This is a genomic window from Nostoc sp. LEGE 12454 (genome assembly GCF_056620565.1).
Window position 1 is genome coordinate 1 of the sequence record NZ_JBWQXL010000063.1, and the last position, 23,914, is coordinate 23,914.

The 23,914-nt window shown below is 44.2% G+C and carries 23 protein-coding genes and 1 pseudogene; 5 read left to right on the plus strand and 19 right to left on the minus strand.

The features are described from left to right. Positions 1 to 364, minus strand: a 364-nt coding sequence (locus tag AC1F2U_RS31955) for a hypothetical protein (RefSeq protein ID WP_480264790.1), incomplete at its 3' end; no start/stop codon positions are given. A 186-nt stretch (positions 365 to 550) separates the two neighbouring features. After that, positions 551 to 2,902 carry a glycoside hydrolase family 31 protein gene (locus tag AC1F2U_RS31960; RefSeq protein ID WP_480264792.1) on the minus strand — a complete coding sequence of 784 codons (2,352 nt, stop codon included), beginning with the start codon at positions 2,900 to 2,902 and terminating at the stop codon, positions 551 to 553. 467 nt (positions 2,903 to 3,369) lie between these two features. Between AC1F2U_RS31960 and rsgA the strand changes: the two genes are divergently transcribed. Beyond that, a complete protein-coding gene (gene rsgA / locus AC1F2U_RS31965) occupies positions 3,370 to 4,431 on the plus strand; it encodes a ribosome small subunit-dependent GTPase A (RefSeq protein ID WP_480264793.1) in 1,062 nt (353 codons plus the stop codon). Positions 4,432 to 4,660: 229 nt separating this feature from the next. Here rsgA and AC1F2U_RS31970 read toward each other — a convergent pair whose 3' ends face one another. The 10 genes and pseudogenes from AC1F2U_RS31970 to AC1F2U_RS32015 form a co-directional block, all read right to left on the minus strand. Continuing rightward, on the minus strand, positions 4,661 to 5,668 hold the full coding sequence (locus AC1F2U_RS31970; RefSeq protein ID WP_480264795.1) for an aldo/keto reductase: 1,008 nt from the start codon (positions 5,666 to 5,668) through the stop codon (positions 4,661 to 4,663). A gap of 186 nt (positions 5,669 to 5,854) precedes the next feature. After that, positions 5,855 to 6,691 (minus strand): SDR family oxidoreductase, encoded by an 837-nt coding sequence (locus tag AC1F2U_RS31975; RefSeq protein WP_480264796.1) that lies wholly within the window; start codon positions 6,689 to 6,691, stop codon positions 5,855 to 5,857. A gap of 65 nt (positions 6,692 to 6,756) precedes the next feature. Further along, positions 6,757 to 7,167 (minus strand): carboxymuconolactone decarboxylase family protein, encoded by a 411-nt coding sequence (locus AC1F2U_RS31980; RefSeq protein WP_480264797.1) that lies wholly within the window; start codon positions 7,165 to 7,167, stop codon positions 6,757 to 6,759. After that, complete coding sequence (locus AC1F2U_RS31985; protein ID WP_480264799.1) at positions 7,168 to 7,290, minus strand: hypothetical protein; 123 nt, start codon at positions 7,288 to 7,290, stop codon at positions 7,168 to 7,170. Positions 7,291 to 7,329: 39 nt separating this feature from the next. After that, complete coding sequence (locus AC1F2U_RS31990) at positions 7,330 to 8,421, minus strand: alpha/beta hydrolase (RefSeq protein ID WP_480264801.1); 1,092 nt, start codon at positions 8,419 to 8,421, stop codon at positions 7,330 to 7,332. A 99-nt stretch (positions 8,422 to 8,520) separates the two neighbouring features. After that, positions 8,521 to 9,294: an SDR family oxidoreductase gene (locus tag AC1F2U_RS31995; protein WP_480264802.1), complete on the minus strand. Its 774-nt coding sequence runs from the start codon at positions 9,292 to 9,294 to the stop codon at positions 8,521 to 8,523. Between the two features lie 57 nt (positions 9,295 to 9,351). Next, positions 9,352 to 9,849: a (R)-mandelonitrile lyase gene (locus tag AC1F2U_RS32000; protein ID WP_480264803.1), complete on the minus strand. Its 498-nt coding sequence runs from the start codon at positions 9,847 to 9,849 to the stop codon at positions 9,352 to 9,354. 111 nt (positions 9,850 to 9,960) lie between these two features. Further along, positions 9,961 to 10,491: a cyclophilin-like fold protein gene (locus tag AC1F2U_RS32005; protein ID WP_480264805.1), complete on the minus strand. Its 531-nt coding sequence runs from the start codon at positions 10,489 to 10,491 to the stop codon at positions 9,961 to 9,963. A 136-nt stretch (positions 10,492 to 10,627) separates the two neighbouring features. Further along, positions 10,628 to 10,696 (minus strand): annotated as a pseudogene (locus tag AC1F2U_RS32010) ((R)-mandelonitrile lyase); the annotation flags it as partial. An 8-nt stretch (positions 10,697 to 10,704) separates the two neighbouring features. Then, positions 10,705 to 10,938, minus strand: a complete 234-nt coding sequence (locus tag AC1F2U_RS32015) for a hypothetical protein (protein ID WP_480264806.1) — start codon at positions 10,936 to 10,938, stop codon at positions 10,705 to 10,707. Between the two features lie 188 nt (positions 10,939 to 11,126). Between AC1F2U_RS32015 and AC1F2U_RS32020 the strand changes: the two genes are divergently transcribed. Together AC1F2U_RS32020 and nifH are read left to right on the plus strand one after the other, a co-directional pair. Beyond that, a complete protein-coding gene (locus AC1F2U_RS32020; RefSeq protein ID WP_480264822.1) occupies positions 11,127 to 12,065 on the plus strand; it encodes an AraC family transcriptional regulator in 939 nt (312 codons plus the stop codon). Between the two features lie 1,235 nt (positions 12,066 to 13,300). Beyond that, a complete protein-coding gene (gene nifH / locus AC1F2U_RS32025) occupies positions 13,301 to 14,191 on the plus strand; it encodes a nitrogenase iron protein (protein WP_094346394.1) in 891 nt (296 codons plus the stop codon). 174 nt (positions 14,192 to 14,365) lie between these two features. On the opposite strand, the gene AC1F2U_RS32030 is transcribed toward nifH, so the two are convergent. After that, positions 14,366 to 14,662, minus strand: a complete 297-nt coding sequence (locus tag AC1F2U_RS32030) for a hypothetical protein (protein ID WP_480264809.1) — start codon at positions 14,660 to 14,662, stop codon at positions 14,366 to 14,368. 211 nt (positions 14,663 to 14,873) lie between these two features. Beyond that, a complete protein-coding gene (locus AC1F2U_RS32035; protein ID WP_480264812.1) occupies positions 14,874 to 16,970 on the minus strand; it encodes a TonB-dependent receptor plug domain-containing protein in 2,097 nt (698 codons plus the stop codon). A 705-nt stretch (positions 16,971 to 17,675) separates the two neighbouring features. Here AC1F2U_RS32035 and glgX point away from each other — a divergent pair. Further along, the gene (glgX, locus tag AC1F2U_RS32040) at positions 17,676 to 19,802 is read left to right on the plus strand and encodes a glycogen debranching protein GlgX (protein WP_480264813.1); all 2,127 of its coding nucleotides are present in this window, start codon (positions 17,676 to 17,678) and stop codon (positions 19,800 to 19,802) included. 68 nt (positions 19,803 to 19,870) lie between these two features. Here the strand turns inward: glgX and AC1F2U_RS32045 are convergent, their stop codons facing one another. Both AC1F2U_RS32045 and AC1F2U_RS32050 read right to left on the minus strand, forming a co-directional pair. Further along, the gene (locus AC1F2U_RS32045; protein WP_480264814.1) at positions 19,871 to 20,425 is read right to left on the minus strand and encodes a hypothetical protein; all 555 of its coding nucleotides are present in this window, start codon (positions 20,423 to 20,425) and stop codon (positions 19,871 to 19,873) included. A gap of 12 nt (positions 20,426 to 20,437) precedes the next feature. Then, positions 20,438 to 21,295 (minus strand): hypothetical protein, encoded by an 858-nt coding sequence (locus AC1F2U_RS32050; protein WP_480264815.1) that lies wholly within the window; start codon positions 21,293 to 21,295, stop codon positions 20,438 to 20,440. Positions 21,296 to 21,629: 334 nt separating this feature from the next. On the opposite strand from AC1F2U_RS32050, the gene AC1F2U_RS32055 reads away from it, so the two are divergent. After that, a complete protein-coding gene (locus AC1F2U_RS32055) occupies positions 21,630 to 22,256 on the plus strand; it encodes a Uma2 family endonuclease (protein ID WP_480264816.1) in 627 nt (208 codons plus the stop codon). A gap of 11 nt (positions 22,257 to 22,267) precedes the next feature. On the opposite strand, the gene AC1F2U_RS32060 is transcribed toward AC1F2U_RS32055, so the two are convergent. The 3 genes from AC1F2U_RS32060 to petJ form a co-directional block, all read right to left on the minus strand. Continuing rightward, positions 22,268 to 22,669 carry a tetratricopeptide repeat protein gene (locus AC1F2U_RS32060; protein ID WP_480264817.1) on the minus strand — a complete coding sequence of 134 codons (402 nt, stop codon included), beginning with the start codon at positions 22,667 to 22,669 and terminating at the stop codon, positions 22,268 to 22,270. A gap of 150 nt (positions 22,670 to 22,819) precedes the next feature. Beyond that, a complete protein-coding gene (locus AC1F2U_RS32065) occupies positions 22,820 to 23,212 on the minus strand; it encodes a tetratricopeptide repeat protein (protein WP_480264818.1) in 393 nt (130 codons plus the stop codon). A gap of 169 nt (positions 23,213 to 23,381) precedes the next feature. Beyond that, positions 23,382 to 23,717 carry a cytochrome c6 PetJ gene (gene petJ, locus AC1F2U_RS32070; protein WP_480264823.1) on the minus strand — a complete coding sequence of 112 codons (336 nt, stop codon included), beginning with the start codon at positions 23,715 to 23,717 and terminating at the stop codon, positions 23,382 to 23,384. Positions 23,718 to 23,914: the final 197 nt, after the last annotated feature.

Sequence of the window (23,914 nt, forward strand, 5' to 3'; positions counted from 1 at the left end):
GGGTAAATAATTTTGTGAGCGCAGCGTTAGCGAGTCCGCGAACGTCATTGTGAATTTTGAGTTTTGAATTGTGTCCCCCTGCCCCCCTGCTCCCCTGCCCCTCTGCCCCTCTGCTCCCCTGCTCCCCTGCTTTTAAAAATAGCCACAGCGACAAACCACACAACACAAAACATAACGCCGTGTTGACTTTCATAGTGGCAGGACTACCAGGGAAGCCGCGCTTAAGAACTTCAATGCCCAGACACCAGCCAACTAATATCAAACTACCAACAAAAACAGCGATCGCACTTGCGACTCTTGCCACAAGTGCATTTGTAGAGATTTTAAATCTATCTTGCAGCCGCAAGCGGTTAATATTTAACATTGAGTGTTCTCTAACCGCATCTATCTAGCGTAGTAAACTTACGTGTTTCTTACGAGCTAATCATTGATGTCCTTTGTATTGTAATTTACACTTCGGCCGATTTTTCATCTACCTCTATGCATATTTTTTCTTGCATAATTTAAAGTAGGAAATAATGGTGGCTCAAAAACCACCTTTACGAGTATTTCAGAATTGTAAGCTATGCCGCTTACCATCATCTTGAAACCGTTGCTCTCCAACACCTACAAGTTCTACAATTACTTCTCGCAGTGGAGGTGTCCACTTTCCAACTCTTGCTGCAATTTCCACTACTGTTTGGTTTGCCTGAGTAAATACACGGATGTTTGTTATTGAGTAGTTATTATCTTGATACTTGCTTGTCTGTCCATCATCTTCAAATAGCTGATATTCGTTGTTACCAGGCCAAATTCGTAACCGAATCTGGTCGAGTGGGGCTTCATCAACGTATTGGCTGACAGGTTGCATAGGAACGATCGCACCGCTACGGACATACAGTGGCATTCTTTCTAGTGGTGCATGAGCAAGAATGTGAATCGGGCCTTCATAGCGATCGCCACTCCACCAATCATACCAAGTGCCAGCGGGTAAGTAGACAGCTCGATGCTCAACTCCAGGGCGGTAAATTGGTGCAGCCATCAGCGATGCACCTAGCAATACTTGATCGTAGAGGCTATAGGTTTTCGGATCGTTGGGGAAGTGGTATAATAATGGTCTTAAAATCGGTGCGCCCGTTGTTGCCGCTTCCCAGAAAAGACTATAAATATAGGGAAGTAATTGGTAACGTAGATTAATGTATTCTCGACAGATATTTTCAACGCGATCGCCAAATACCCAAGGTTCATGACGAGCAGTAGACATTGCCGAGTGGCCGCGCATCAATGGGTAAAGCATTCCTACCTGCATCCACCGAGCGAATAATTCAGCAGTGGCGTTACCAGCAAACCCGCCAATATCGCAACCCACAAACCCCACACCCGAAAGTCCCATATTACAAAGCATCGGCAGAGACATTTCTAAATGCTCCCACAACGATTGGTTATCCCCCATCCACACAGAAGACCAGCGTTGCACACCAGCATAACCCGATCGCGTTAACACAAAAGATCGCTGTGAACTTCGATGCCGTTCCAACCCTTCATAACAAGCTTTAGCCATCATCAACCCATACAAGTTATGCACTTCTAGATGAGTGGACGTAGATAAATTCTCCTCTGCCCCTCTGCTCCCCTGCGGTGCATCTAGAGGAAACCAAATCTTTTCACCATCATCGCCGAAAGGGCGATCGTTTATGGCAGGTTCATTCATATCATTCCAAATTCCTGCCACACCAATATCAGTTAAGCTTTTGTGTAAATCAGCCCACCAGTTAGACACATCAGGACGTAAAAAATCAGGAAAAACAGCTTTTTCAGGCCAAACGTAGCCGTGGAACAACGTACCATCAGCTTTACGCACAAAATAGTCGTTTTCTACTCCTTCATCAAAAACATGATAATTACCTTCTGGTTCATACTTCACACCAGGATCGATAATTGTGACTGTTTTGAAACCATCCTCTGCTAAATCACTGATGAGTTTTGCCGCGTTGGCAAAGCGTTGAGGACTCCAAGTAAACACTCGATAGCCCCGCATATAGTCAATATCCAAGTGAATAACATCACAGGGAATGCGGCGTTGACGAAATTCCTTTGCTAGTTCCCGCACAACGTTTTCTGATTCGTAACTCCAACGGCATTGATGATAACCTAGCGCCCATTTCGGCGGTAATGGCATTCTCCCAGTTAGCTGAGTGTAAGTCTCCAGGATTTGGGCTGGTTCGGGGCCGTAGATAATGTAATAATCCAATTCACCGCCACGAGTTTCCATCTTCCAAATACCTGGTTGTTCAGCACCGATATCGAACTGACTCCAAAAAGTGGTATTGAAAAAGATGCCATAGCTTACCTGCGGGCGCAAAGCCATAAAAAAGGGAATTGCCTGGTACATTTCATCAGTCAGTGAATCATAATCTAGAGCATCCGTTGTCCAGTTGGTTTTCACTTCACTGAGTTTATCCAGAAAGCCTGTGCGTTCACCAAAGCCATAGAAATGTTCATCGGCTGCAATTTCCTTCCACCCTGCAACTGCACCCATCCGCCAACCCATCCCCATATCCGCATCTTGGGCGAAGGGACGATTAGCTTTGTCAAAACAGGCGATGCGACATTTTTCCCGCTGAACGCACACACGAATCTGTGTTGTTTCAATTTCGACCGTTGCTTCAGTTTCCCGCACTGCAAAAGGTGTTATTGCCCATTCTGCATCATCTGGCGTCACTGCCCAAGAGCGGCGAGGCATAAATTCCCCAGTTGGTGCAAAACGCACGCGGATTAAATTCGGAGTAAGTATGCTGATAATTAGGCGTGAATCGCCACAGTCAAAATTAACAATATTGTTTTCCCAACTTACAGCTTTTACATTGCTAACAGTTGTCCAAGCTTGGTTTGTGGTGGGTAATTTTCCGAAATATTGCGGCATATCAGTTATTTAGCAGGTAAACACTTATCCGCATTCATGATTACAGAGATAGTCACCCTCAAACTCTTTCTTTCGCTAGAGGTTGCTGAAAGATGAACAGATATTTTTTACCAAAATTGTTTTTATAATGTACAAACTTGTGCATTGGTCTATCAATAGGCGATAAATATCAAAGTTAAAATTGCATAATTTAAACGAATTTTCTGGAATAGGCTAATGTAGTAATGTAGATTATTACTGTAGTACATAAGGAGGACGAACTATGACTGAGTTGCTAGCAGTCCGGGTTACTTTGACCATCCCAACTCAAAGAACACAAGGCGCAGAGATTCTGTTCAGTCCTCTTATTTTACAGGAATGAAAACTAGAATTCACAGACATTCTGGTGCGGGGAGTTCTCCTGCATAGAAGTGTCTTCCTCTGTGGAACCTTGTGCAAAACAAGTAGCACACATCGAGGAAACATCAATGAATTTGGATTATTTAGGCTGGAGTGACTTTTTTGCTCGCAGCTTTGAACCCTATCGCTTACAAGGATTTAGCGTTGGTAGGGTTGCCATTGAATACAGAAATACTTACACCCTCTATAGCGAACAAGGGGAACTTTCAGCAGAAGTTTCAGGTAAATTGCGGCATCGTGCTTCTCAAGCACAAGATTTTCCCGCCGTTGGAGATTGGGTTGCGATTAGTGTCAGAGAATCTGAAAAACGAGCCACTATCAACGAGATTTTACCCAGGAAAAGCAAATTTTCTCGCAAGACGGTGGGTAGTAAAACAGAAGAACAAATTGTTGCAGCGAATATTGATACAGTCTTCTTAGTCTCAGGATTGGATGGCGATTTTAACCCAAGAAGAGTTGAGCGTTATCTGATTCTGGCTTGGGAAAGTGGTGCAAATCCGGTAATTGTGTTAAACAAAGCAGATTTGTGCAATTCTCTAGAAGAGTATTTAACCCAAGTAGAAGCAGTTGCTTTGGGTCTACCAATTGTAGTTTTAAGTGCCACCAATCATCAAGGATTGGATGCCTTAAAACCTTACTTGCAGCCAGGACAAACAGTTGCTTTGTTGGGGTCTTCTGGTGTTGGTAAATCCACCATCACCAACCAACTGCAAGGTGCATCTGTCCAAGTTGTGCAACCAGTGCGGCAAGGTGATGACCGAGGTAGACACACGACAACTAATCGTGAGTTGATTTTGCTCTCTACTGGCGGATTAATTATTGATACTCCAGGAATGCGGGAAATCCAAATTTGGGCAGGTGATGAAGGTTTGCAAGAAACTTTTGCAGACATCGAAACCTTGGCGCAAGAATGCCATTTCCGCAATTGTCAGCACAATAACGAACCGGGTTGTGTCGTGCAGCAGGCTTTGGCTGAGGGAGAACTTGATTATTCCAGGTTTCTTAGCTACCAAAAGTTACAAAAAGAACTCGACTACCTTAACCGCAAACAAGACCAAAGGGCACAATTAGCTGAGAAAGAACGATGGAAGAAGATTCATAAATCCATGCGAAATCATCACAAGCGCTAGTTGCACAGGTGTCAGTACAGAATGGCACTAAGAAAAGGTAAATTGTCGAGGCAGCAAGGGAGCAGAGGGGCAGAGGGGCAGAGGGGCAGAGGGGCAGAGGAGCAGGGGAGCAGGGGAGCAAACAAGAGGATGGAGAACTTTTGAGTAAAGTGCTTTGTTGCAAACTCTTTCCCCTCTGCTCCTCTGCAACCCTTGCGCTGCAAACTATAGGGCTTAACTTAGTACCAGTTTAACGACCGGTCATTTGCTCCAGTTTTTCGGGATAACGAGCGCCTTGTACCGCAATCTTGGACGCGGCATCATCGATGTCACGCAGATCGTCGGGCGTGAGTTCGACGGAGACTGCCCCGATGTTTTCGTCTAAGCGATGCAACTTTGTGGTGCCTGGGATCGGAACAATCCACGGCTTCTGGGCCAGCAGCCAGGCGATCGCAATTTGAGCAGGTGTCGCCTGCTTCCGTTCGGCGATGCTGCCGAGTAGATCGATCAGGGCTTGATTCACCTTGAGAGCCTCCTTAGTAAAGCGAGGCAGGGTGCTGCGGAAGTCGGAACTGTCGAAAGTCGTGCTTTCGTCGATCTTGCCCGTGAGAAAGCCCTTGCCCAAAGGGCTGTAGGGGACAAAGCCGATGCCAAGTTCCTCAAGGGTCGGTATCACTTCCGCTTCAGGCTTTCTCCACCACAGTGAGTACTCGCTCTGGAGAGCAGCGATCGGCTGAACGGCGTGGGCGCGACGGATCGTTTGCACTCCTGCTTCTGAGAGTCCAAAGTGCTTCACCTTACCTGACTGAATCAGTTCTTTCACCGCTCCTGCCACGTCTTCAATCGGCACGTTCGGATCAACCCGGTGCTGATAGAGGAGGTCGATCGCCTCCACCTTGAGTCGCTTGAGCGAACTCTCCACGGCTTCCTTAATATGCTCCGGTCGGCTATTCAGTCCGGGTGAACCTTTCATGCCACGGGGATCGGAATTCGGACTGATGTCGAACCCGAATTTGGTGGCGATGACCACTTGGTCGCGGAAGGGAGCGAGGGCTTCACCCACTAGTTCTTCGTTTAGGAACGGGCCGTAGACCTCGGCGGTATCAAAGAATGTAATGCCGCGATCGATAGCAGTCCTCAGAAGAGCGGTCATCTCTTGTGTATCTTTGGGCGGGCCATAAGAAAAGCTCATTCCCATACAGCCAAGTCCGATAGTCGAGACTTCCAAATTACTGTTTCCAAGTTTGCGTTTCTGCATTTTTTGAACTCCTGTCTTTGATTTAAAGGTGAATTAAAGGTCGGAACTGTCCTACTCCAGGATCGGGTCTGGTATTGTTCATCGCTGACCTGTTCCATTTAGTCCACAGTCTTGCCGTCGATCTGTTGCTGAATGGGGATGTGCATCATGTCCGTGGATTTGATGATGATGCTTCTTGTGCGATCGCTAGAACGAACCGTCTGTTGATTTCGATAGCTCTTCATGGGCGCGCGTCGCCTGCAACCGTTCCTCGACAGCCGACGCGATCGTTGCAAGGGCGTCACTTCCGGCAACGAACAACTTCGGCGGATTCTCCATCCTGGCGATTTTGACCAGAGCATCGCCCAACTTTGCTGGATCGCCCTGCTGCGTGCCGTTGTAGGCCGACCAAGTGTCCTGAACGTTGCCCTCGGCGGCATAGTCTTCGATGGCGTTGCTAGGCCATCTAACATTCCGGTCATCCAGAAGATCCGTGCGGAAGAAGCCAGGTTCGACGAGCGTCATTTTGATGCCGAACCCCTCGACCTCGGCCGCGATCGACAGCGAGATGCCTTCGACCGCAAACTTCGATGCGGCGTAGGCAGCACAGTGCTTAAACCCAACAACGCCAGCAACGGAGCTAATGTTAATGATGTGACCTGACTGCTGCTGACGCATAATTGGCAGTACGGCACGCATGACGTACACCACACCATAGAAGTTCGTCGCGAATTGGCGTTCGATCTCGGCTGTGGTCATCTCTTCAAAATTACCAAGCAGGCTGTAGCCCGCATTGTTAACCAAAACGTCGATCCGACCGAACCGATTCACCGCCTCCTCGACGGCTGTTTTCGCCTCTACCTCGTCGGAAACGTCTAACTGGACAAATGCAAGATTCTCGCTTGCAACATCGTGCAAGGCATTACGCACTTTGTCGAGGTTTCGGCCAGTCGCCACTACACGATCGCCAGCCTGCAATGCCGCCTTGGCGGTTCCGGCTCCGATGCCGCTACCAGCGCCTGTGATAAACCAGACTTTGCTCATAATTATTTTCCTTTTATTCGAACTTAATCAAGCCCTGTATTGTTCATTGCTCGTTATCATCGCCATTACTCCGTCGCCACTTCATTCAGGCATTTCAACGCATTCAGTGTTCGGGGATATCCCACCCAGGGCAACAATTGTGTAATCAGATCCAGCAGTATGTCTTTGCCGTTTCCGACATTCAGGTTGCCTTGAATGTGCCCCTTTATCTGTGATTCAACTCCGCCCAGGGCAATGAGGATAGACAGTGTTATCAGCTCCCTTACTTTGATATCTACGCCATTGCGGGTGTAATAATCGCCAAAGCAATTGGCAGAAAGAAACTTTTGAATGTGCAGTTGGTCTTTGGGCGATCGCTCATACATTTGATTGATCGTTTCACCGAATATGGCTTTTTGTACTGCCAGCCCTTTGTCGTAGCGGGTTTCCGGGCTGGTGTGAGTAACTACTGAGTTCCGCCAAAGCGGACTTGCCAATCAGCGGCTAAGGGCACGCCGACGGTTCGATGTGGCATCAGCAAAAACTTTTCTGGTAATACCGCAAAGTCGGCAGTTGGCGTTGGTGATTGACAAAGGCCACCTTACCTGTGAAGTTTCCATTCGAGTTGGGTAGCATATTTTCTCCTGCCAGTTGCTCGCTTACCGACTGAGATGCTGATTGAAAAAAGACTGAAGCTTGTCCCACGGGATAAGGTTCACCCGATCGTACAAATCGACATGTCCTGCGTTCGGAACGATGTAGAGATCCTTTGGCTCGGCTGCGCGCTTGTAAGCATCTTCACTGAACTCTCTGGAGTGTGCATCTGCCCCTGTGATGAACAGCATGGGACGAGGCGAAATCGTCTCGATGTCATCGAACGGGTAAAAGTTCATGAATTTGACGTTACTGGTAAGCGTCGGGTGCGTTGTCAGGTTCGGTGACGAACCAATGGATGTGTATTCGCCTCTGGGAGTGCGGTAAAAGTCATAAAACTCACGCTCAATGGCGGTGGAGTTTTCATCCAGTTCATGCACTGTCCCGCTTGTGTATTTGGTCTCGCCGCCCGTGAACTCCACATAGCGTTGTTCAGCCGCCTCTGCGATTACTTTCTTTCTCTGTTCGAGGGTCGTAGAATGCCTAAGCCCGTTACGGTTAGCCGCACCCATGTCGTACATGCTTACCGTCGCAATGGCCTTCATACGCGGGTCAATTTTGGCGGCGCTGATGACGAAGCTGCCGCTGCCACAAATCCCAAGAACGCCAATCAGGTTCTTGTCAACGAATGGCCGGATGCCCAAAAAATCCACCGCCGCACTGAAATCCTCGGCATAAATATCCGGCGAAACAGCGTTGCGGGTTCGCCCCTCACTCTCGCCCCAGAAGGACAGATCGAGGGACAAGGTGACGAATCCCTGGTCTGCCAGTTTCTGGGCATACAGATTCGCGCTTTGTTCTTTGACTGCACCCATTGGGTGCCCCACAATGATTGCGGGATTCTTGGCGGTCTGATTCAAGGTTTTGGGAATGAAGAGAGTCCCGGCAACCTGCATGTTGTATTGGTTTTTGAACGTAACCTTTTGCATAGTCACTTTGTCGCTCTTATAGAAGTTGTCCGCCCCCTCGACCACAGCGGACTTCTGGGCCGGTGCTTGGGAACTCTTATGCGAGGTGCGCGTTTTGTCGAGTGCAACTGCCGCCGTCGTCGTGGCGATCGCACTAATCAAGAGGGGTAGTATAACGAGGTGTTTCATTGAGTTCTCCAAATGTGTGGATTGGTTAGCTGCGGTTCGACGCGTCTGCCTGGCGGGATCTCCACTCACTGCAACGGTGTCACGGTTGGCGACAAACAATCACTGCACCGTTTGACCGCCATCGACGACCAAGGTGTGTCCGATGATGAAGGCTGCCGCGTCCGAACACAGCCAGACAACGGCATTGGCAATCTCTTCGGGCTGGCCCATCCGTCCGACTGGCTCCTCCGAGATTACCTGCTTGCGTCCTTCAGGAGTGCCGCCAGTGAAGCGATCCATCATCGGTGTGTCAATGTAACCGGGGGCAACGGCGTTGACGCGGATGTTCTGCGAGGCATAGTCGAGAGCCGCCGACTTGGTGAGTCCGATTACGCCGTGTTTTGCGGCGGTATATGCGGCTCCGCCCTTGATGCCTATGACCCCAGCGCCCGATGATGTGTTCACGATCGCGCCGCCGCCTTGCTTGAGTAGCAGTGGAATTTCATACTTCATGCACAGAAAAACGCCGCGCAGATCGATGTCTACGATCCGATCCCACTCTTCCTCTTCGATTTCCGCTGTTGCTGTATTTTTCTGCTCCACACCAGCGTTATTAAAAGCAAAGTCCAACCGCCCGAAGGTCTCGATGGTCTTGGAAAGAGCCGCCTTCACGTCCTCGGCTTGCGTTACGTTGCACTTGACAGCGATCGCTCGTCCGCCGAGTTCTTCGATCGTGCGTACCGTTTCTTGATTGCCTTGTTCTGAAATGTCGGCGACCACTACATTAGCGCCCTCACGAGCAAATGCCAGCGCCGTAGCTCGACCGATGCCGTTCGCTGCTCCGGTTACAAACGCAACTTTTCCTGTGTACTTTCTATTCTCATTCGTTGTCATGATTTTTTTCCTTTAATTCTTTACCTAACAAGGTCTTAAAACCACCAGATGCAGAGATCAATTGGGATACTGCTCGTCGCTGACTTTTTCCAGCCAGTCCACAGGCTTACCATCGAGTTCTTCGTGAATGGCAATGTGTGTCATGGCTGTGGTGGCTGTAGCTCCGTGCCAGTGTTTCAGTCCGGGCGCAATTCGGACAACATCACCTGGTCTGATTTCCTGAATTTGTCTGCCCCATTGCTGGACATAACCAGACCCAGCAGTCACAATCAGGGTTTGTCCTAATGGATGGGTGTGCCATGCTGTCCTAGCACCAGGCTCAAAGGTTACACTAGCGCCAGCCGTGCGTGACGGGTCGCGTGCTGAAAACAGGGAATCGATGCGGACGGAACCTGTGAAATATTCGGTTGATCCTCTAGTAGAAGGCTGCGAACCTTTCCGAGCGATCTCTACTATCCGTGTTTCATTGTCTGATGTAACTTGTGTCTGACCCGCATGAGCAAGCGCCAAAGTAAGCAGGGAAAATGACACGATAGTCGTCGCAAGCAGTTTCATTTCCGTCTCCAACTTTCAGGTTTTACTAAACAATCTCTAGGGAAGATGGACTGACCGAAGAGGCAGGGGAGAAAGATACTGAAATTCCCCTGCAAAAAGGGTTCAGAGCAACTATTGAACAAGCTCGATTGTCACTTCTACAGAGCCAGGCACATTCAATGCCTCGATGCCACCGTCTATTTTTCCGAGGATCGCGAGTCCGTTTGAGTATCCAAAATCTCGATAATATATCGCCAAATTCCCCCAGGGAGCGTAATAAGCAATATCTCCAACAGCAGGATCGCTGCCTGGGGGTGCATCTTCTGTAGATAATTTTTTTGGCAGATCGCTGATTTTTTCGGTTCTCGCGTAATCTTCTAACGTCAGCGTTAATGGCAGCAGGGAAATAAAATCCTGAGTGGTTTTGCTGTCGATCAAAGTGGCTGTAACGATTTTGTCTTTGACCTTGATGTTTATTTTCATACTCTCTGCCTGCTTGGTTGATATTTCAGTCGGCATCTTCAACGAGGCATCGCTAGTCATACTGTTGTCGGCACGGCAGGCAGGGACATCAATAGGGCGAGAACCAAAATCAGCATTCTCTGCTGGCAGTTTTTCCCCTTGATAGAAAACCATCTCAAAAGCATTAAAGTATTCCTTCATACTGCTCGTCGCTGACCTTTTCCAGCCAGTCCACGGGCTTGCCGTCGAGCCATTCCTGAATGGCGATGTGCGTCATGGATGTGGTTGGTGTAGCACCGTGCCAATGCTTCTCACCTGGCGAGATCCAAATCGCGTCTCCCGGTCGAATTTCCTCGATCGCACCGCCCCATCGCTGTATAAGTCCACAGCCAGCCGTCACGATTAGGGTTTGTCCTAATGGGTGGGTGTGCCATGCTGTCCGAGCGCCAGGCTCAAACGTGACACGGCTCCAGACGTGCGTGCTGGATCGTGTGCCTCAAACAGGGGGTCAATGCGGACAGTGCCGGTAAAGTAATCAGCCTGCCCTTTGGCAGAAGGCTGTGAGCCACTTCTTTTGATGTCCATTTCCTTAATTCCTTCACTTGATGCAATTTTGGTGGCTAGAAGACAAGTCTCTTGCCCAATCAAAACTGAGTTTTCTATTAAATAAAAATCCAGAATGCTTATAAGAAGCCGAAATCATTTTTCATTGCTTTAGCTTCATTCTATGAATCTTGAAGAACAAGTAATAGGACGATCGTCTAAGATCGTTGTACAATTCTGCAAACTTAGAAATGAACGCTGCCAAAACGAGTGCAAAGTCCGATCGCGATTTAATGAACGACCCGCAGGCAAAGCGCGAGGTAGACAGAGCACAAGCCAACAGAGACGAACTGAAAGAGCGTATCGCACACGCGATTCCTCATGATGGGGCGATTGAGCCGCTCAAAGGTTTGCACTTCAACCGCTCCTCCTCGCCTTCGGAATGCGTTCATAGTGTGTCTATCCCTGCGTTTTGTGCGATCGCTCAGGGCAGCAAAGAAGTTCTTTTGGGTAGCGATCGCTATCAGTACGACCCAATGCATTATCTGCTTGCTACGGTCGAACTACCAATTATCAGCCAAATTCTGGAAGCGTCCAAGGAGCAACCTTACCTTAGTCTTCGCCTCGATCTTGACCCTACTCTCGTTGGCTCAGTGATGGTCGAGGCAGGGTATCCCTCGCGCAGCCGTGCTGATGTGAAAGCGATTGATGTAAGTCCGTTGAATGCAAATCTGTTGGACGCTGTGGTGCGGCTGGTAAGGCTTTTAGATTCCCCTGCTGAAGCTCATGTTCTCGCACCACTGATTAAGCGGGAAATCATTTACCGACTCCTGATGGGAGAGCAAGGTAATCGGCTCCGTCATATTGCAGTTCTGGGTGGCTGCACCTACCACATCGCTCTTGCCGTCGAGCGACTTCGTAAAGACTTTAACGAGCCGATCAAGATTGAAAGCATTGCACGAGAGCTGGGAATGAGTGTATCGGGCTTCCACCATCACTTCAAGTCTGTCACTGCCATGAGTCCCTTGCAGTACCAAAAGCAATTGCGCCTCCAGGAGGCTCGCCGTCTGATGCTGGGGGAAAAGCTTGATGCTACCAGTGCTGCCTACCGCGTGGGTTATGACGATGCCTCGCATTTTAACCGGGAGTACAAGCGGCTTTTTGGTGCGCCACCGATGCGCGATGTGGAGCGACTGCGAGAAGCTGCTAGGGAGACTGCTAGTTCAATATGATGACAAAATTTTTGACTGCAAAAATAAGAATTTATGTTTTCTTTTTCAAACATTAGTTTTAAATACTTTTATCAAATTTCCAAAAGTATCTAACTGCACATATTGGCTATGATAAATAATTTGATTAACTAGCTAATAGCGAGGGTGTAACCTATGACTATTAAAGGTTCTAAAGATAATGTTCTATTAAATAGATAAATAATTTGAGATTCGGCAAATTAATTAGTGGGATGTATGTTATGGTTTTTATAGGAATCAAACAAGTGAAAACACAAAAAGACTTCAAGACAAGTTTGAGGCAAGCTCAAGAAAGTTTTTTTGCTCTGGTAAGTCCCCTTCAATTAGCTACATCTTTTTTTAACGAAAATCTAAAACTAGATTGAGTAGGATAGTAGCCTTTGTAACAACTTGAAGTCAATCAAAATTTATCTGGGTACGAGCCAATAAGAGTTGGCTAACCTAGCTAGAGCATTACCTGCCAAAGGCATTACTCTTGGAGTCTGGGAAGAAAGACTCTTAGTACAGCCTGACAATTCAATAGAAATACAGAATATTTACTAACTTCGTTTTGCGGAAGTAAACCTTTTCAATCGCAAACTAAGTTGAAGCAGTTGCTGACTTTTGGAACGAAAACTTCAAGCAGAATGGTATCTTTCTATAATTTATAGGAATTTAGCCATAGTGTCAAAAGTCGCCAAGATATTATCTAAGCCAGAGTGTTAGGGTTTGCTTTTGCAGGCATTATATTACTGCACTTGTAACTGCTACTTTTAGGCTGAAATTTATCTTGCTGCATCAATCACGAAACGAGAAGCGCTATAGATTTTCTTGGTTACTTGACATTAGCAAAATCACACAAGTTGTAGCGACCATTTAAGAGTGGATTGCAATTTGGTTGGTTGTGTGGTTCAAGGAACAAATCTGCGTTCATTTGAATTCCTGCTGCAACCACTCTTGAGGCTTGAGCAACCATTTGGGATTCGTTACAACAACTGATAATGCTGAAGTCATAGTTTCAAAGGCTTCGTTATTAGGAGATTAGATTTATCTATCTCTTAAGCCATCGCTTCGTGGGTAAATATGTTCTGATTTTAAATGTTTTTGCCAGGATGCGATGTCTAGCAACAAGCCGCTATGCGTCAACGCCAATAGGCTCTACTTCCCTACGACGCCAAGGGTAAACAACTACATCAAGCTTACGATTCATCAACTAAATCATTGTAGGAAACACAACCATGACTGACGAAAAGATTAGACAAATAGCTTTCTATGGTAAAGGCGGTATTGGTAAATCTACCACCTCTCAAAATACCCTTGCAGCAATGGCTGAAATGGGTCAGCGCGTCCTTATTGTCGGTTGCGACCCCAAAGCTGACTCCACCCGTTTGATGCTACACAGTAAAGCTCAAACAAGTGTTCTTCAATTGGCTGCTGAACGCGGTGCTGTAGAAGATATTGAACTCGAAGAAGTAATGCTCACCGGTTTCCGGGATGTACGTTGTGTGGAGTCTGGCGGCCCTGAACCTGGTGTGGGTTGCGCTGGTCGTGGTATTATCACCGCTATCAACTTCTTAGAAGAAAACGGTGCTTACAAAGATGTTGACTTTGTAAGTTACGACGTTTTGGGTGACGTTGTGTGTGGTGGTTTCGCTATGCCTATCCGTGAAGGTAAGGCACAAGAAATCTACATCGTTACCTCTGGTGAAATGATGGCGATGTATGCAGCTAACAACATCGCTCGTGGTGTTCTCAAATATGCTCACACTGGCGGTGTGCGCTTGGGTGGTTTGATTTGTAACAGCCGTAACGTTGACCGGGAAATCGACCTAATCGAAACCCTGGCAAAACGTTTGAACACCCAAATGATTCACTACGTACCTCGTGACAACATTGTGCAACACGCAGAATTGCGCCGCATGACTGTTAACGAGTATGCACCTGACAGCAACCAAGCTAATGAATATCGGACATTAGGTACAAAGATCATCAACAACAAGAATCTGACTGTCCCCACACCTATCGAGATGGAAGAGTTAGAAGACTTGTTGATTGAATTCGGTATTCTCGAAAGCGAGGAAAATGCTGCAATGTTGGTTGGCAAGACTGCTACTGAAGCACCTGTTTAAAGTATTGCTAAGTAAATAATGGTTTAGGGTGGGCAGCAGCCCACCTTTTTCCCACTTTTTGCATTTCTTTGTTTGAATCCTTAATAGAAATATATAGCGATCGCTCGTCCCCTGCAAGAAGCCACTACGCATCTAAGTAGAAGAGATATTTCGAGATTTGACAGCTATACATCCCTACTCCCAAGTGGAAACGTCTCGCAGCAAACTAGGAATTTCTCCTTGAGATAAGGGAAACTCTAGTAAAGTTTCTCTAATACCCAAATATCCTGATTCAGCAAACGATAAAAGCATTCGTGAAAGCGCTAGCCAAACCTCCGGTTCGTATTCCCAATCACGATAACGTGAAGCTTTACCAGCTATTGAACGGAGTGCCCAAAAATAAGAGTTTCTTACCACCGAACCACCCTTCTTAAACTCTGGCAAATCTTCGTGGTGAATAAAAAGTATTTTATTTTCAATTTTGGCTCTCATAACAATTTTAGATTTTAGATTAAAAGTAAATTTTAAATAGGGTCATAATGGCTTTAGCTTAACGCACTGTGTTGTATCGTAGTGCGTTGCCTTTACTAAAAAAATGCTGTCAAATCTAACATTATATCCTTATAAGTAAGATTTTCTAAATTATGTGCAAAGACATAAGAATGTAGAGACTTCGCAATGAAAAAATCTCTACATTGAATACCTAAAAATTGGCGCTTAAACCCAGACGAAAAGTAAATCCAGGGCTATATATGCGATTAACTCGCTCATATTGCTCACCCAGTAGATTTTCTAAGTAAACTGTTAGTCCTAAATTGCTAGTTATAGGTATACGCCCGCTCAAATCTAAATTCACGAAAGACGGTGCAAAATCTGTAGGCTTGTCAGTAGAGTTAGCGAAGATGGATCTGCGAGCGCCACTATTGTAGGTAACATACAAGTTAGCTTGCCAACCTGAATTTTGATAACCTACACCAGTTTGTAGTACAGAATAGGGAATCAAACCTAATTGTAAACCTTTCTCTGTCCCTGTTTTTATTTGGGAATCTGTATAAGTATAGTTGAGGAAAGTTGACCAACCAGCCGCAATTTTTAATTGCAATGCAGCCTCTAAACCATTGGTATCTACTAATCCAATGTTTGCCCATTTTCCGGCGATGACTCCCAAGCGATCGCCTATACTACTACCAAAGTAAGTAAACTGTCCAATCAGATTTTCCGAAAAATTAACATCTACTCCCGCAGTCCAAGTTGAGCCAATTTCTGGCCTTAAATCAGGATTAGGTGCCCAACCATGAACTGTATCATAAACATACAACTGATCCAACCCAGGATTGCGTTGTCCCCCTGCCCAACTTCCACGAACTGCTACTATTGGCGTGACGGCATAACGTAACCCAACACTAGGGTTGAGATAATTTCCAAATTGGCTATCAAAGCTTTGTCTTAGCCCTAAATCTATCAGAAAATTATCGCTAATATTCCAAGTATTGACAGCAAATAAAGCTGTATTGAACAAACTCCGATCTTCCTTTTCGTTCTCAACAATCCTAGTAGGATCTGTACTCAAAACATCACCGATTAAATCGGTGTTTTTCAAATCTAATCCCCAGCGTAATTTATTATTAGAAGTAATTTTCCACTCATGATCGACTCTGGCTGTGAGTTGTTGTGTATCTAAAGACCCTCTACGATAAAATGATGCTCCTGTAGGGCCATAGGTGCTAAAATAATCTTGGTTATAACCAATTGAGGTTGTTAGGTTAGAGCTTTCGCCATTACCTAGCCGAGTTTTCCAAGATAAGCCGACATTTAAACCATCGTGGTCTAATCTATCTCTTTGGAGAGGGAAACCGAAATAAATTAAACCGCGACGACTGCTGAGTGCAGTAACATCTAAATTCAGAGAATTTTTTTGATCTAAATCTACTCCAATGCTACCAAAGTAGGTACTTGTAGCTGTGTCTGCATTGAATAAAAATCCTTGTTCATCACGATTAGCTGCACCTACAGGAACGCGGTAACGGTTATCTGTAAAGAATCTTTCAAAGCTAAAGTTGTACTTGACTTTATCAGATGAGCCACCATAAGTTACTTGTTGATTATTTAAACTCAATGAGCCAAATTCTGCACTAGCGCTCAATTTAGGTTTGCCATAACCTTCTTTAGTGATGATATTGACAACTCCTCCAAAGGCTGAAGAACCAAATAAAGCGGAGGCTGTACCGCTATATAATTCCACTCGTTCAATCGCCTCTACAGGAATGCTATTTAAATCAGTTCCACCATGATAAATGTTGACATTAGTATTAATTTGTCTACCATTAATCAAAAATACAGATTGATTAATTGAGGCTCCCCGGTAGTATGTACCTGTGTGAATATCTGCACCATGACCTGCATCATTGATTGCAAAACCAGGCATTCTTTTCAAAATATCGGCTAAACTTGCAGCACCCTGCTTTTTAATTTCTTCTCGATCGATTACGTAAGTTGGAGTAGATTGGGGTAGGTTGTCTGGTTCTGCGATCGCTTCTATAGAAATGTCTGCATCATCTGTAGAATCTGGCTCTGTTTCTGGTTGAGTTTCTTCTGGATTAACTTCAATCGGTACAGATTGTTGAGATAATAAGTCGGCATTAGTGGCGGGTAGCTCAATTTCACTCAAACTCGGAATATCTGAAATGACTTCCGTTGATTTATTAGTATTTCTCTGCTCAATTTCACTTTCAACCGCATAACTAGGAGATGCTATCAGTAAAGGTAAAGCAACTGTTAGCAACAAAAAATCCTTTTTCACGTTCTCTTTCACACCAAGTAAAAACAGTCACTACGTAGCATTGTTGCTGTAATAGTAAAATCGTGTCAAAAGACACGTTGTCATATTTCCCCAGTTCAGATGCGACTGTTGGTTGATTTACTATGGGTTAAACCGCAGAGCGATCGCATTTAAAGAAGTCAGGAGGTGGGAGAGAATTTGATCGCGGATCATTTGGAGGCATATAAAGAGCCTCATAACACAATCTGACTTTTCACGTTATGTGGAAAAGCTAACGATTCACCTAACCCCCTTCCGGCGCTCTAAGGCGGAAAATTCAAAGTCTCTCTTCTCTTAGGCTACGGTGTATACACATGTATGAAATAGCTGATTAACCCGGATTTTACCCCACCCTAACCCTCCCCGTATGTATTGGGGAGGGAACAAGATTTCTTTTTTCCCCCCAATGCATCGGGGGGATTAAGGGGGGTAATTCGACATGTGTGTACACCATAGCCTCTTAGGAGAGAGATTTTCTTTCAGCCTGTTACCCTCTGCATTAGGGACTTCCAACTAAAGGAATAGAGATTTATATTACTAATGATAGAGTAAATAACATTATTTATTAAGTTAGATTTTAATGTTGATAGTTGTAAGGAATTATTAGTAACTTTAAAGTTTAACTAATTATTCAAAAACGTCGAAATCAATTTATCTACTGAAAAATTAATTATTCAATATTTACTTATGTATGTAGCTTTATGGCCGGGAAATGTATATCCTTTAGGTGCAACTTGGGATGGGAAAGGAACAAACTTTGCTTTATTTTCGGAAAATGCAACAGGGGTAGAGCTTTGTTTATTTGATAACGATGACGAAGAAATTCGCGTGCCTTTGACAGAAAAAAACAATTTTGTTTGGCATGGTTACTTACCAGGAGTTGCCCCAGGTCAAAAGTATGGGTTTAGAGTGCATGGGATGTGGGCACCGGAGGTAGGTCATCGATTTAATCCCAACAAACTATTAATTGACCCCTACGCTAAGGCAATTGACGGTGAGTTTAGTAACGATCCCTCTGTATTTGGCTACTCTCTAGACGCTGAGGAAAAAGACCTAGTTTTTTCCGAACTAGATGATGCCAAAATAATGCCCAAGTGTGTTGTGGTCGATCAATCTTTTGATTGGGAAGGCGATCAACTGCTTGCAACACCTTGGTATAAAACTGTTATTTATGAAACTCACGTCAAAGGTTTTACTAAACTCCACCCAGCTATTCCAGAAGAGTTACGCGGCACTTATGCTGGGTTGGCGCATCCTGCTGCAATTCAACACTTACTGCAATTAGGAATTACAGCAGTTGAGTTGATGCCAGTACATCACTTTCTATCTCATCCGGGACATTTGGAAGGAAAAGGATTAAGCAATTACTGGGGTTACGATTCTATCAACTATTTTGCTCCCTATTCTAGTTACAGTGCTAGTGGGACTGGGGGAGAACAAGTCAATGAATTCAAGCAAATGGTCAAAGCACTACATTTCGCTGGAATTGAAGTGATCTTAGATGTAGTCTATAACCACACCGGCGAAGGAAATCATTTTGGCCCAACGCTATCTTTGCGAGGTATTGATAATTCTGTATATTACCGTTTGGTAAAGGACGATCCTCGCTACTACATGGACTTTACAGGCTGCGGTAACTCTCTGAATGTGCGTCATGCTCAAGTTCTGAAGTTAATCATGGATAGCCTGCGTTATTGGGTAACAGAAATGCATGTAGATGGCTTCCGTTTTGATTTGGCCTCGGCGCTGGCGCGGGAATTATATGAAGTAGATAACCTATCAGCTTTCTTTGATATTATTCATCAAGACCCAATTTTGGCAGATGTGAAGCTGATTGCTGAACCTTGGGATTTAGGAGAAGGCGGCTATCAAGTTGGAAACTTTCCACTGCGTTGGTCTGAGTGGAATGGAAGATATCGGGATACAGTCAGAGATTTTTGGCGTGGTGTAGATGATAGTTTAGGACAATTTGCTTACTGTTTTACCGGTAGCCCTGACCTGTATCAAACAAACGGGCGCAACCCAAATGCAAGTATTAATTTCATCACTGCTCATGATGGTTTTACGTTAAATGATTTGGTCAGCTACAACGAAAAACATAACGAAGCAAACGGGGAAGATAATAGAGATGGTGAAAGCCATAATAGATCCTGGAATTGTGGTGTAGAAGGCGAAACCGACGATCCAGAAGTCATGCGTTTGCGCGAACGGCAACGACGAAACTTTTTAGCAACCCTAATGCTATCTCAAGGTGTCCCAATGCTATTAGAAGGGGATGAAATTGGCTGTAGTCAAAAGGGAAATAATAATGTTTACTGCCAAGACAATGAAATTTCTTGGCGGCATTGGGATTTGCATAAAGCGAACTCGGATTTACTAGATTTTACGCGCGAACTAATTAATTTTCGCCATCAGCATCCAGTATTGCGACGCCGTAAGTGGTTTCAAGGTCGTCCCATCCACGGTTTAGGCATTAATGATATTGCTTGGTTTAATTCTGATGGTAGTGAAATGACTGAGCAGCAGTGGCTAGTTAGTTATGCCAAAGTAATGGAGATTTTTTTGAATGGGCAGGGAATTGCTACTCCAGGCGATCGGGGCGAGCGGATTATTGATGAAAGTTTTCTGTTATTTTTTAACGCTCACTACGAGTTAATTGACTTTGCTTTGCCCCATGAATTTAAAGATAAGGTATGGGAGATAGTAATTGACACTAATGAACCTCGCTTTTTAGACCGAGGAAAATTAGTTTCAGGTTCTCAAACTGTACCAGTTACAGATCGCTCTTTGATGATGTTACGCCTTATTAGTTAGTCATAAAAGAAGAAAAGATGCTCAACTTTATAGAAAGATATATTTTTCTATAAAGTTGCTAAAATACTTCAACGATTTATACTTGTAACTCTAATTAGAAAACGCAGAGCTTCATTTACAGCTTCAGAATTGGGAAACATTTTGGCAACATCAGGTTCTAAAAAAACTGTCAATTTTTTAATATTATTAAAATTATGTTCACCATTTATCATATTGGTGTTTGCCAAACCCTGATTTGATTGAGGTTGGTTCTGTATTATGCTTGTTTGGCAAGATGCAGCATTTAATTTATTAACTAGTGATTCCCAACTAGTAACTTTCAGATTAAGGTGAGCCTTTGCATCCCGTAATGTTTTAAACTGTTGCTTCAGAATATCAACAGTATAAGTATACTTATTAGATACGTGTTTCTCTGCATTTAGGTCTGACTCAACCATATCAACTACTTCATTAATAAGTCGGTCATGATTTTCGGCAATTTGAGCAGCAGCCCCTAAAATCCGAGAAGTTGCTGTTATTTGTACATCTGTCTCTTGTTTAAGGCGATCGGCAATACTGCGAATTTGATCTCCCAACCTCACTTTACCTTGTTTTTGCGTGGTTGGTAATGATTTTTTGTTCATGAGTATGCTTGTTTATTCAGAAAGTATGTCTTTAATTGCCAGCCAGATGCGTTTAAATTTTTGTACCAAACCCATTGGATTATTAGTTGTTTCTTCATCCACGGAATCAACTAGAGATTGAATCCGATCCATACGCTCTGCGACAACGTAAAGACTATTTACTGCTTCATCTTTACTTGCTAAAGAGTCACGCAGTAGCACAACCATCTGGGCAATTTCTCGTTTTAGTTTTTCATTCTCGGCTTTCCGGCGAGTTTCCCATCCCTTAATACTAGCTTTGGAACGACGCTCATGTTTGAGTTCTGCTTTAGCCTCATTGTATAAAGTAAAATACATTTCTCGTTCAGAGTTGGCTGCATCATATTTGGTAATAAATTCAGTTGCTCTAGCTTTTTCTTCATTGTAGAGACAGAGTGTTTGTTGATGACTTTGTTGTTCATCAATATAGAAGCGATAATTTTGAGTGACTTGTTCTTTTAGCTCATTAGCTTCGAGTTGGCAAGTTTGGATTTCTCGCTGGTGAACATGAACTAGCTGGGATATTTTCGCTTTTTCTTCGTTATAAAGGTAGAGCGTCTTTTGATGATTTTCTTGCTCATCAATATAGAAGCGATAATTTTGAGTGACTTGCTCTTTTAGCTCATTAGTTTTGATTTGGTAAGTTTGAATCTCTTGCTTTACATGAATCAGTCGAGATGTAGCTTCCTCATTTTCTTTTGCACGTTGTTCCCATTCATCGCGTTGGGCACGAACAGTCATCAATAGCTGTTGAAGCTCACGAGGAGGAGTTGGTTCTTTCTGCCGTGAGCGAGGATTATTAACATTGTTGACATAATTAGAATCTCTGCGATCGCCTCTCCTCATTGCCATAATTTAAGTTCCTATATGAGTATTTGTTATACTTAAGTATAAATATTTAGTTTAGCCGAGATGAACTTATTGAAGTGTGATCTCAGTTCTACTGGTAATATGATCTGACTCTGGATTGAGATATGTTTTATTATGTCTCAGGCGCTTAAATTTCCAGACGTGCGATCTTCAAGGGCTAGAGATATTGCGCTTCATAAGCAAGCTAGGCTCCAAAAAGTAAAGGGGAACAAGGCTCAAAGCTTCGTACCAAAGTTATCTCTATTTTTTCTGCAAGCATAACCCCGATTAAAGTAAGCTCTATAATCGTTAGCATTGAGACGAATGGTAATAATTTATGATTCAAGCCTTACGCAAACTAGTTACATTCGATGAATTCGTTGCTAAATATCCTGACAACACGGGAGAACGTTATGAGTTGCATGATGGAGTAATTGTAAAGATGCCGCAACCTACAGGCGACCATGAAGAGGTAGTTGGATTTTTAGCCTTTGAAATTACTAGAGAGTGTATTCGTTTAAATCTCCCCTACTTCATACCCAAAACAGTATTAGTCAAACCACTTGAAAATGAATCTGCTTACTCACCAGATGTGCTGATATTAAATCGCCCTAATTTGGTAAACGAACCTCTGTGGAAAAAAGAATCTACTGTTAGTCAAGCGGAATCAATACCTTTAGTAATTGAGGTAGTGAGTAGCAATTGGCGTGATGATTATTTAAAAAAAGCTGCTGACTATGAGGCTGTAGGCATCCCGGAATACTGGATTGTAGACTATGCTGCTTTAGGCGGTAGGCGATTTATTGGCAACCCTAAACAACCAACTGTTTCGCTTTACACCTTAATTGAGGGAGAATACCAAGTTAGCCAGTTTCGAGGTAGCGATCGCATTATCTCACCTCTTTTCCCCGAATTAAACTTAACCGCCGAACAGATTTTCCAAGCCGGTGGATACCCTGCATAGTGCTGAAAGTCTTATAAAAGAGCGATTTCCGTTGCAAATGAAATTTGTTGTCGCAGATTCTTCAGTAAATCTAGAGTTTTTTCGTAAGCAACTTTTTTTCCTTGCTGTCCATAGTACTCAGATGCTTTTTGTAAATCAGCGGTCGCTCCTAAATGATATCCTAAACGATACTGAGCTACTCCCCGATTAACGTAAGCCTGGGCATTACTAGGGTTAAGTCTGATGACTTGAGAAAAATCACGCACTGCACCAAAGTCATCTCCGTTTCGTCCGCAAGCACAACCCCGGTTAAAGTAAGCTCTATAATCGTTAGCATTGAGACGAATTGCTAAACTAAAGTCGAGCATCGCAGCTTGGATATCTTGCAAGACAAAATGCGCTAAACCTCGGTCATTATAGATATCTGCAAGCAATAAGCTACTGATTCCAGGAATTTGAGTTAAAGCTAAATTAAAGTCAAGAATTGCCTCCGAGTCTTTCCCATCCCCAGCACGGGCTAGCGCTCGGTTGTAGTAAGCTCGAAAATCGGATGGTTTAAGTGCGATGTCTACGACGGGCTACGCCTACGCTCGGTTATGATCGACAATGGCAGCAGGATAATCCCCTAGTCTGTAATGTGCTACTCCCCGGTTCAGATAAGCCTCAAAGTTATCCGGTGCAAAATTTATGGCTTGAGTACAATCTGCGATCGCTTGATGGTAATCTTGTAGTTGGAGATAAGCAAGACAGCGATCGCTATAAGCTACAGCCAAATCTTTCTCAAGTTCAATCGCTTGGTTAAAATTCTTTATTGCTTCCTGATAATCACCGCGTCGCATCTTATCTACACCCAACTCTAAGAAATCACTCGCTGTAATTTGGGTAATTAAAATGGGTGAGGAATGTGCAGGTAAAGTCAAAAAACTGAGGGGTAAAGCAATAATTATACTGAAAAATAATCGCCAGAAATCACTCATAAGACCAAATTAGGATAGGTAGTATTGTTTGATATTATTGGAACAGTCTTTTTGTAAAGACTCTTAATCCAAAATTGGTACAAGCATCCTATTTGATAATTTCAGTAGCAATAAAATTAGCGGGACAAAAAGCCCCGCGAATAGTTAATTTTTGAAGTTAGATTTTAGTCTACTTCCACGCCTTATCTGCTTGTGAAAGAACATAAGCAGCTACATCTTCAATTTTGTCAGCTTTCAAACGAGCGCCGAAGGCAGGCATAGCACCTTTACCTTTTGTAACCTGGGCAATAATCGCCTCTGCTGAGTACAAACCATACTTTTCTAAAGCGTCCTTCTTCAGGCTTTTTTCAGCTTTAACCAGATTCTTTCCTCCTGCGTGACAAGAGGCACAATTGGCACTAAATACTTTAGCTCCACTAGCAGTATCTGCTGCTAATGCTGGACTACTGAAGGCAAATGTGAAGATTGCTATGCCTAACAGTATGACTGTAATCATTTTTTTCATTTCGTGTTCTCTCTGCAATAACGGCTTATTCGGTGCAATATCCTCCATAATTGTGAGTTGAGCCGCTGCCATAGTCAAATGACAAGCTGTCAAACTTCGCCCAAAAATTTTTTAACTTTTGCTTAATAAAAATTTTCAATTACGTCTGTAATTTCATCATGAATAATTCTGCGTTGATTCCCCGCTCCATGATTAAG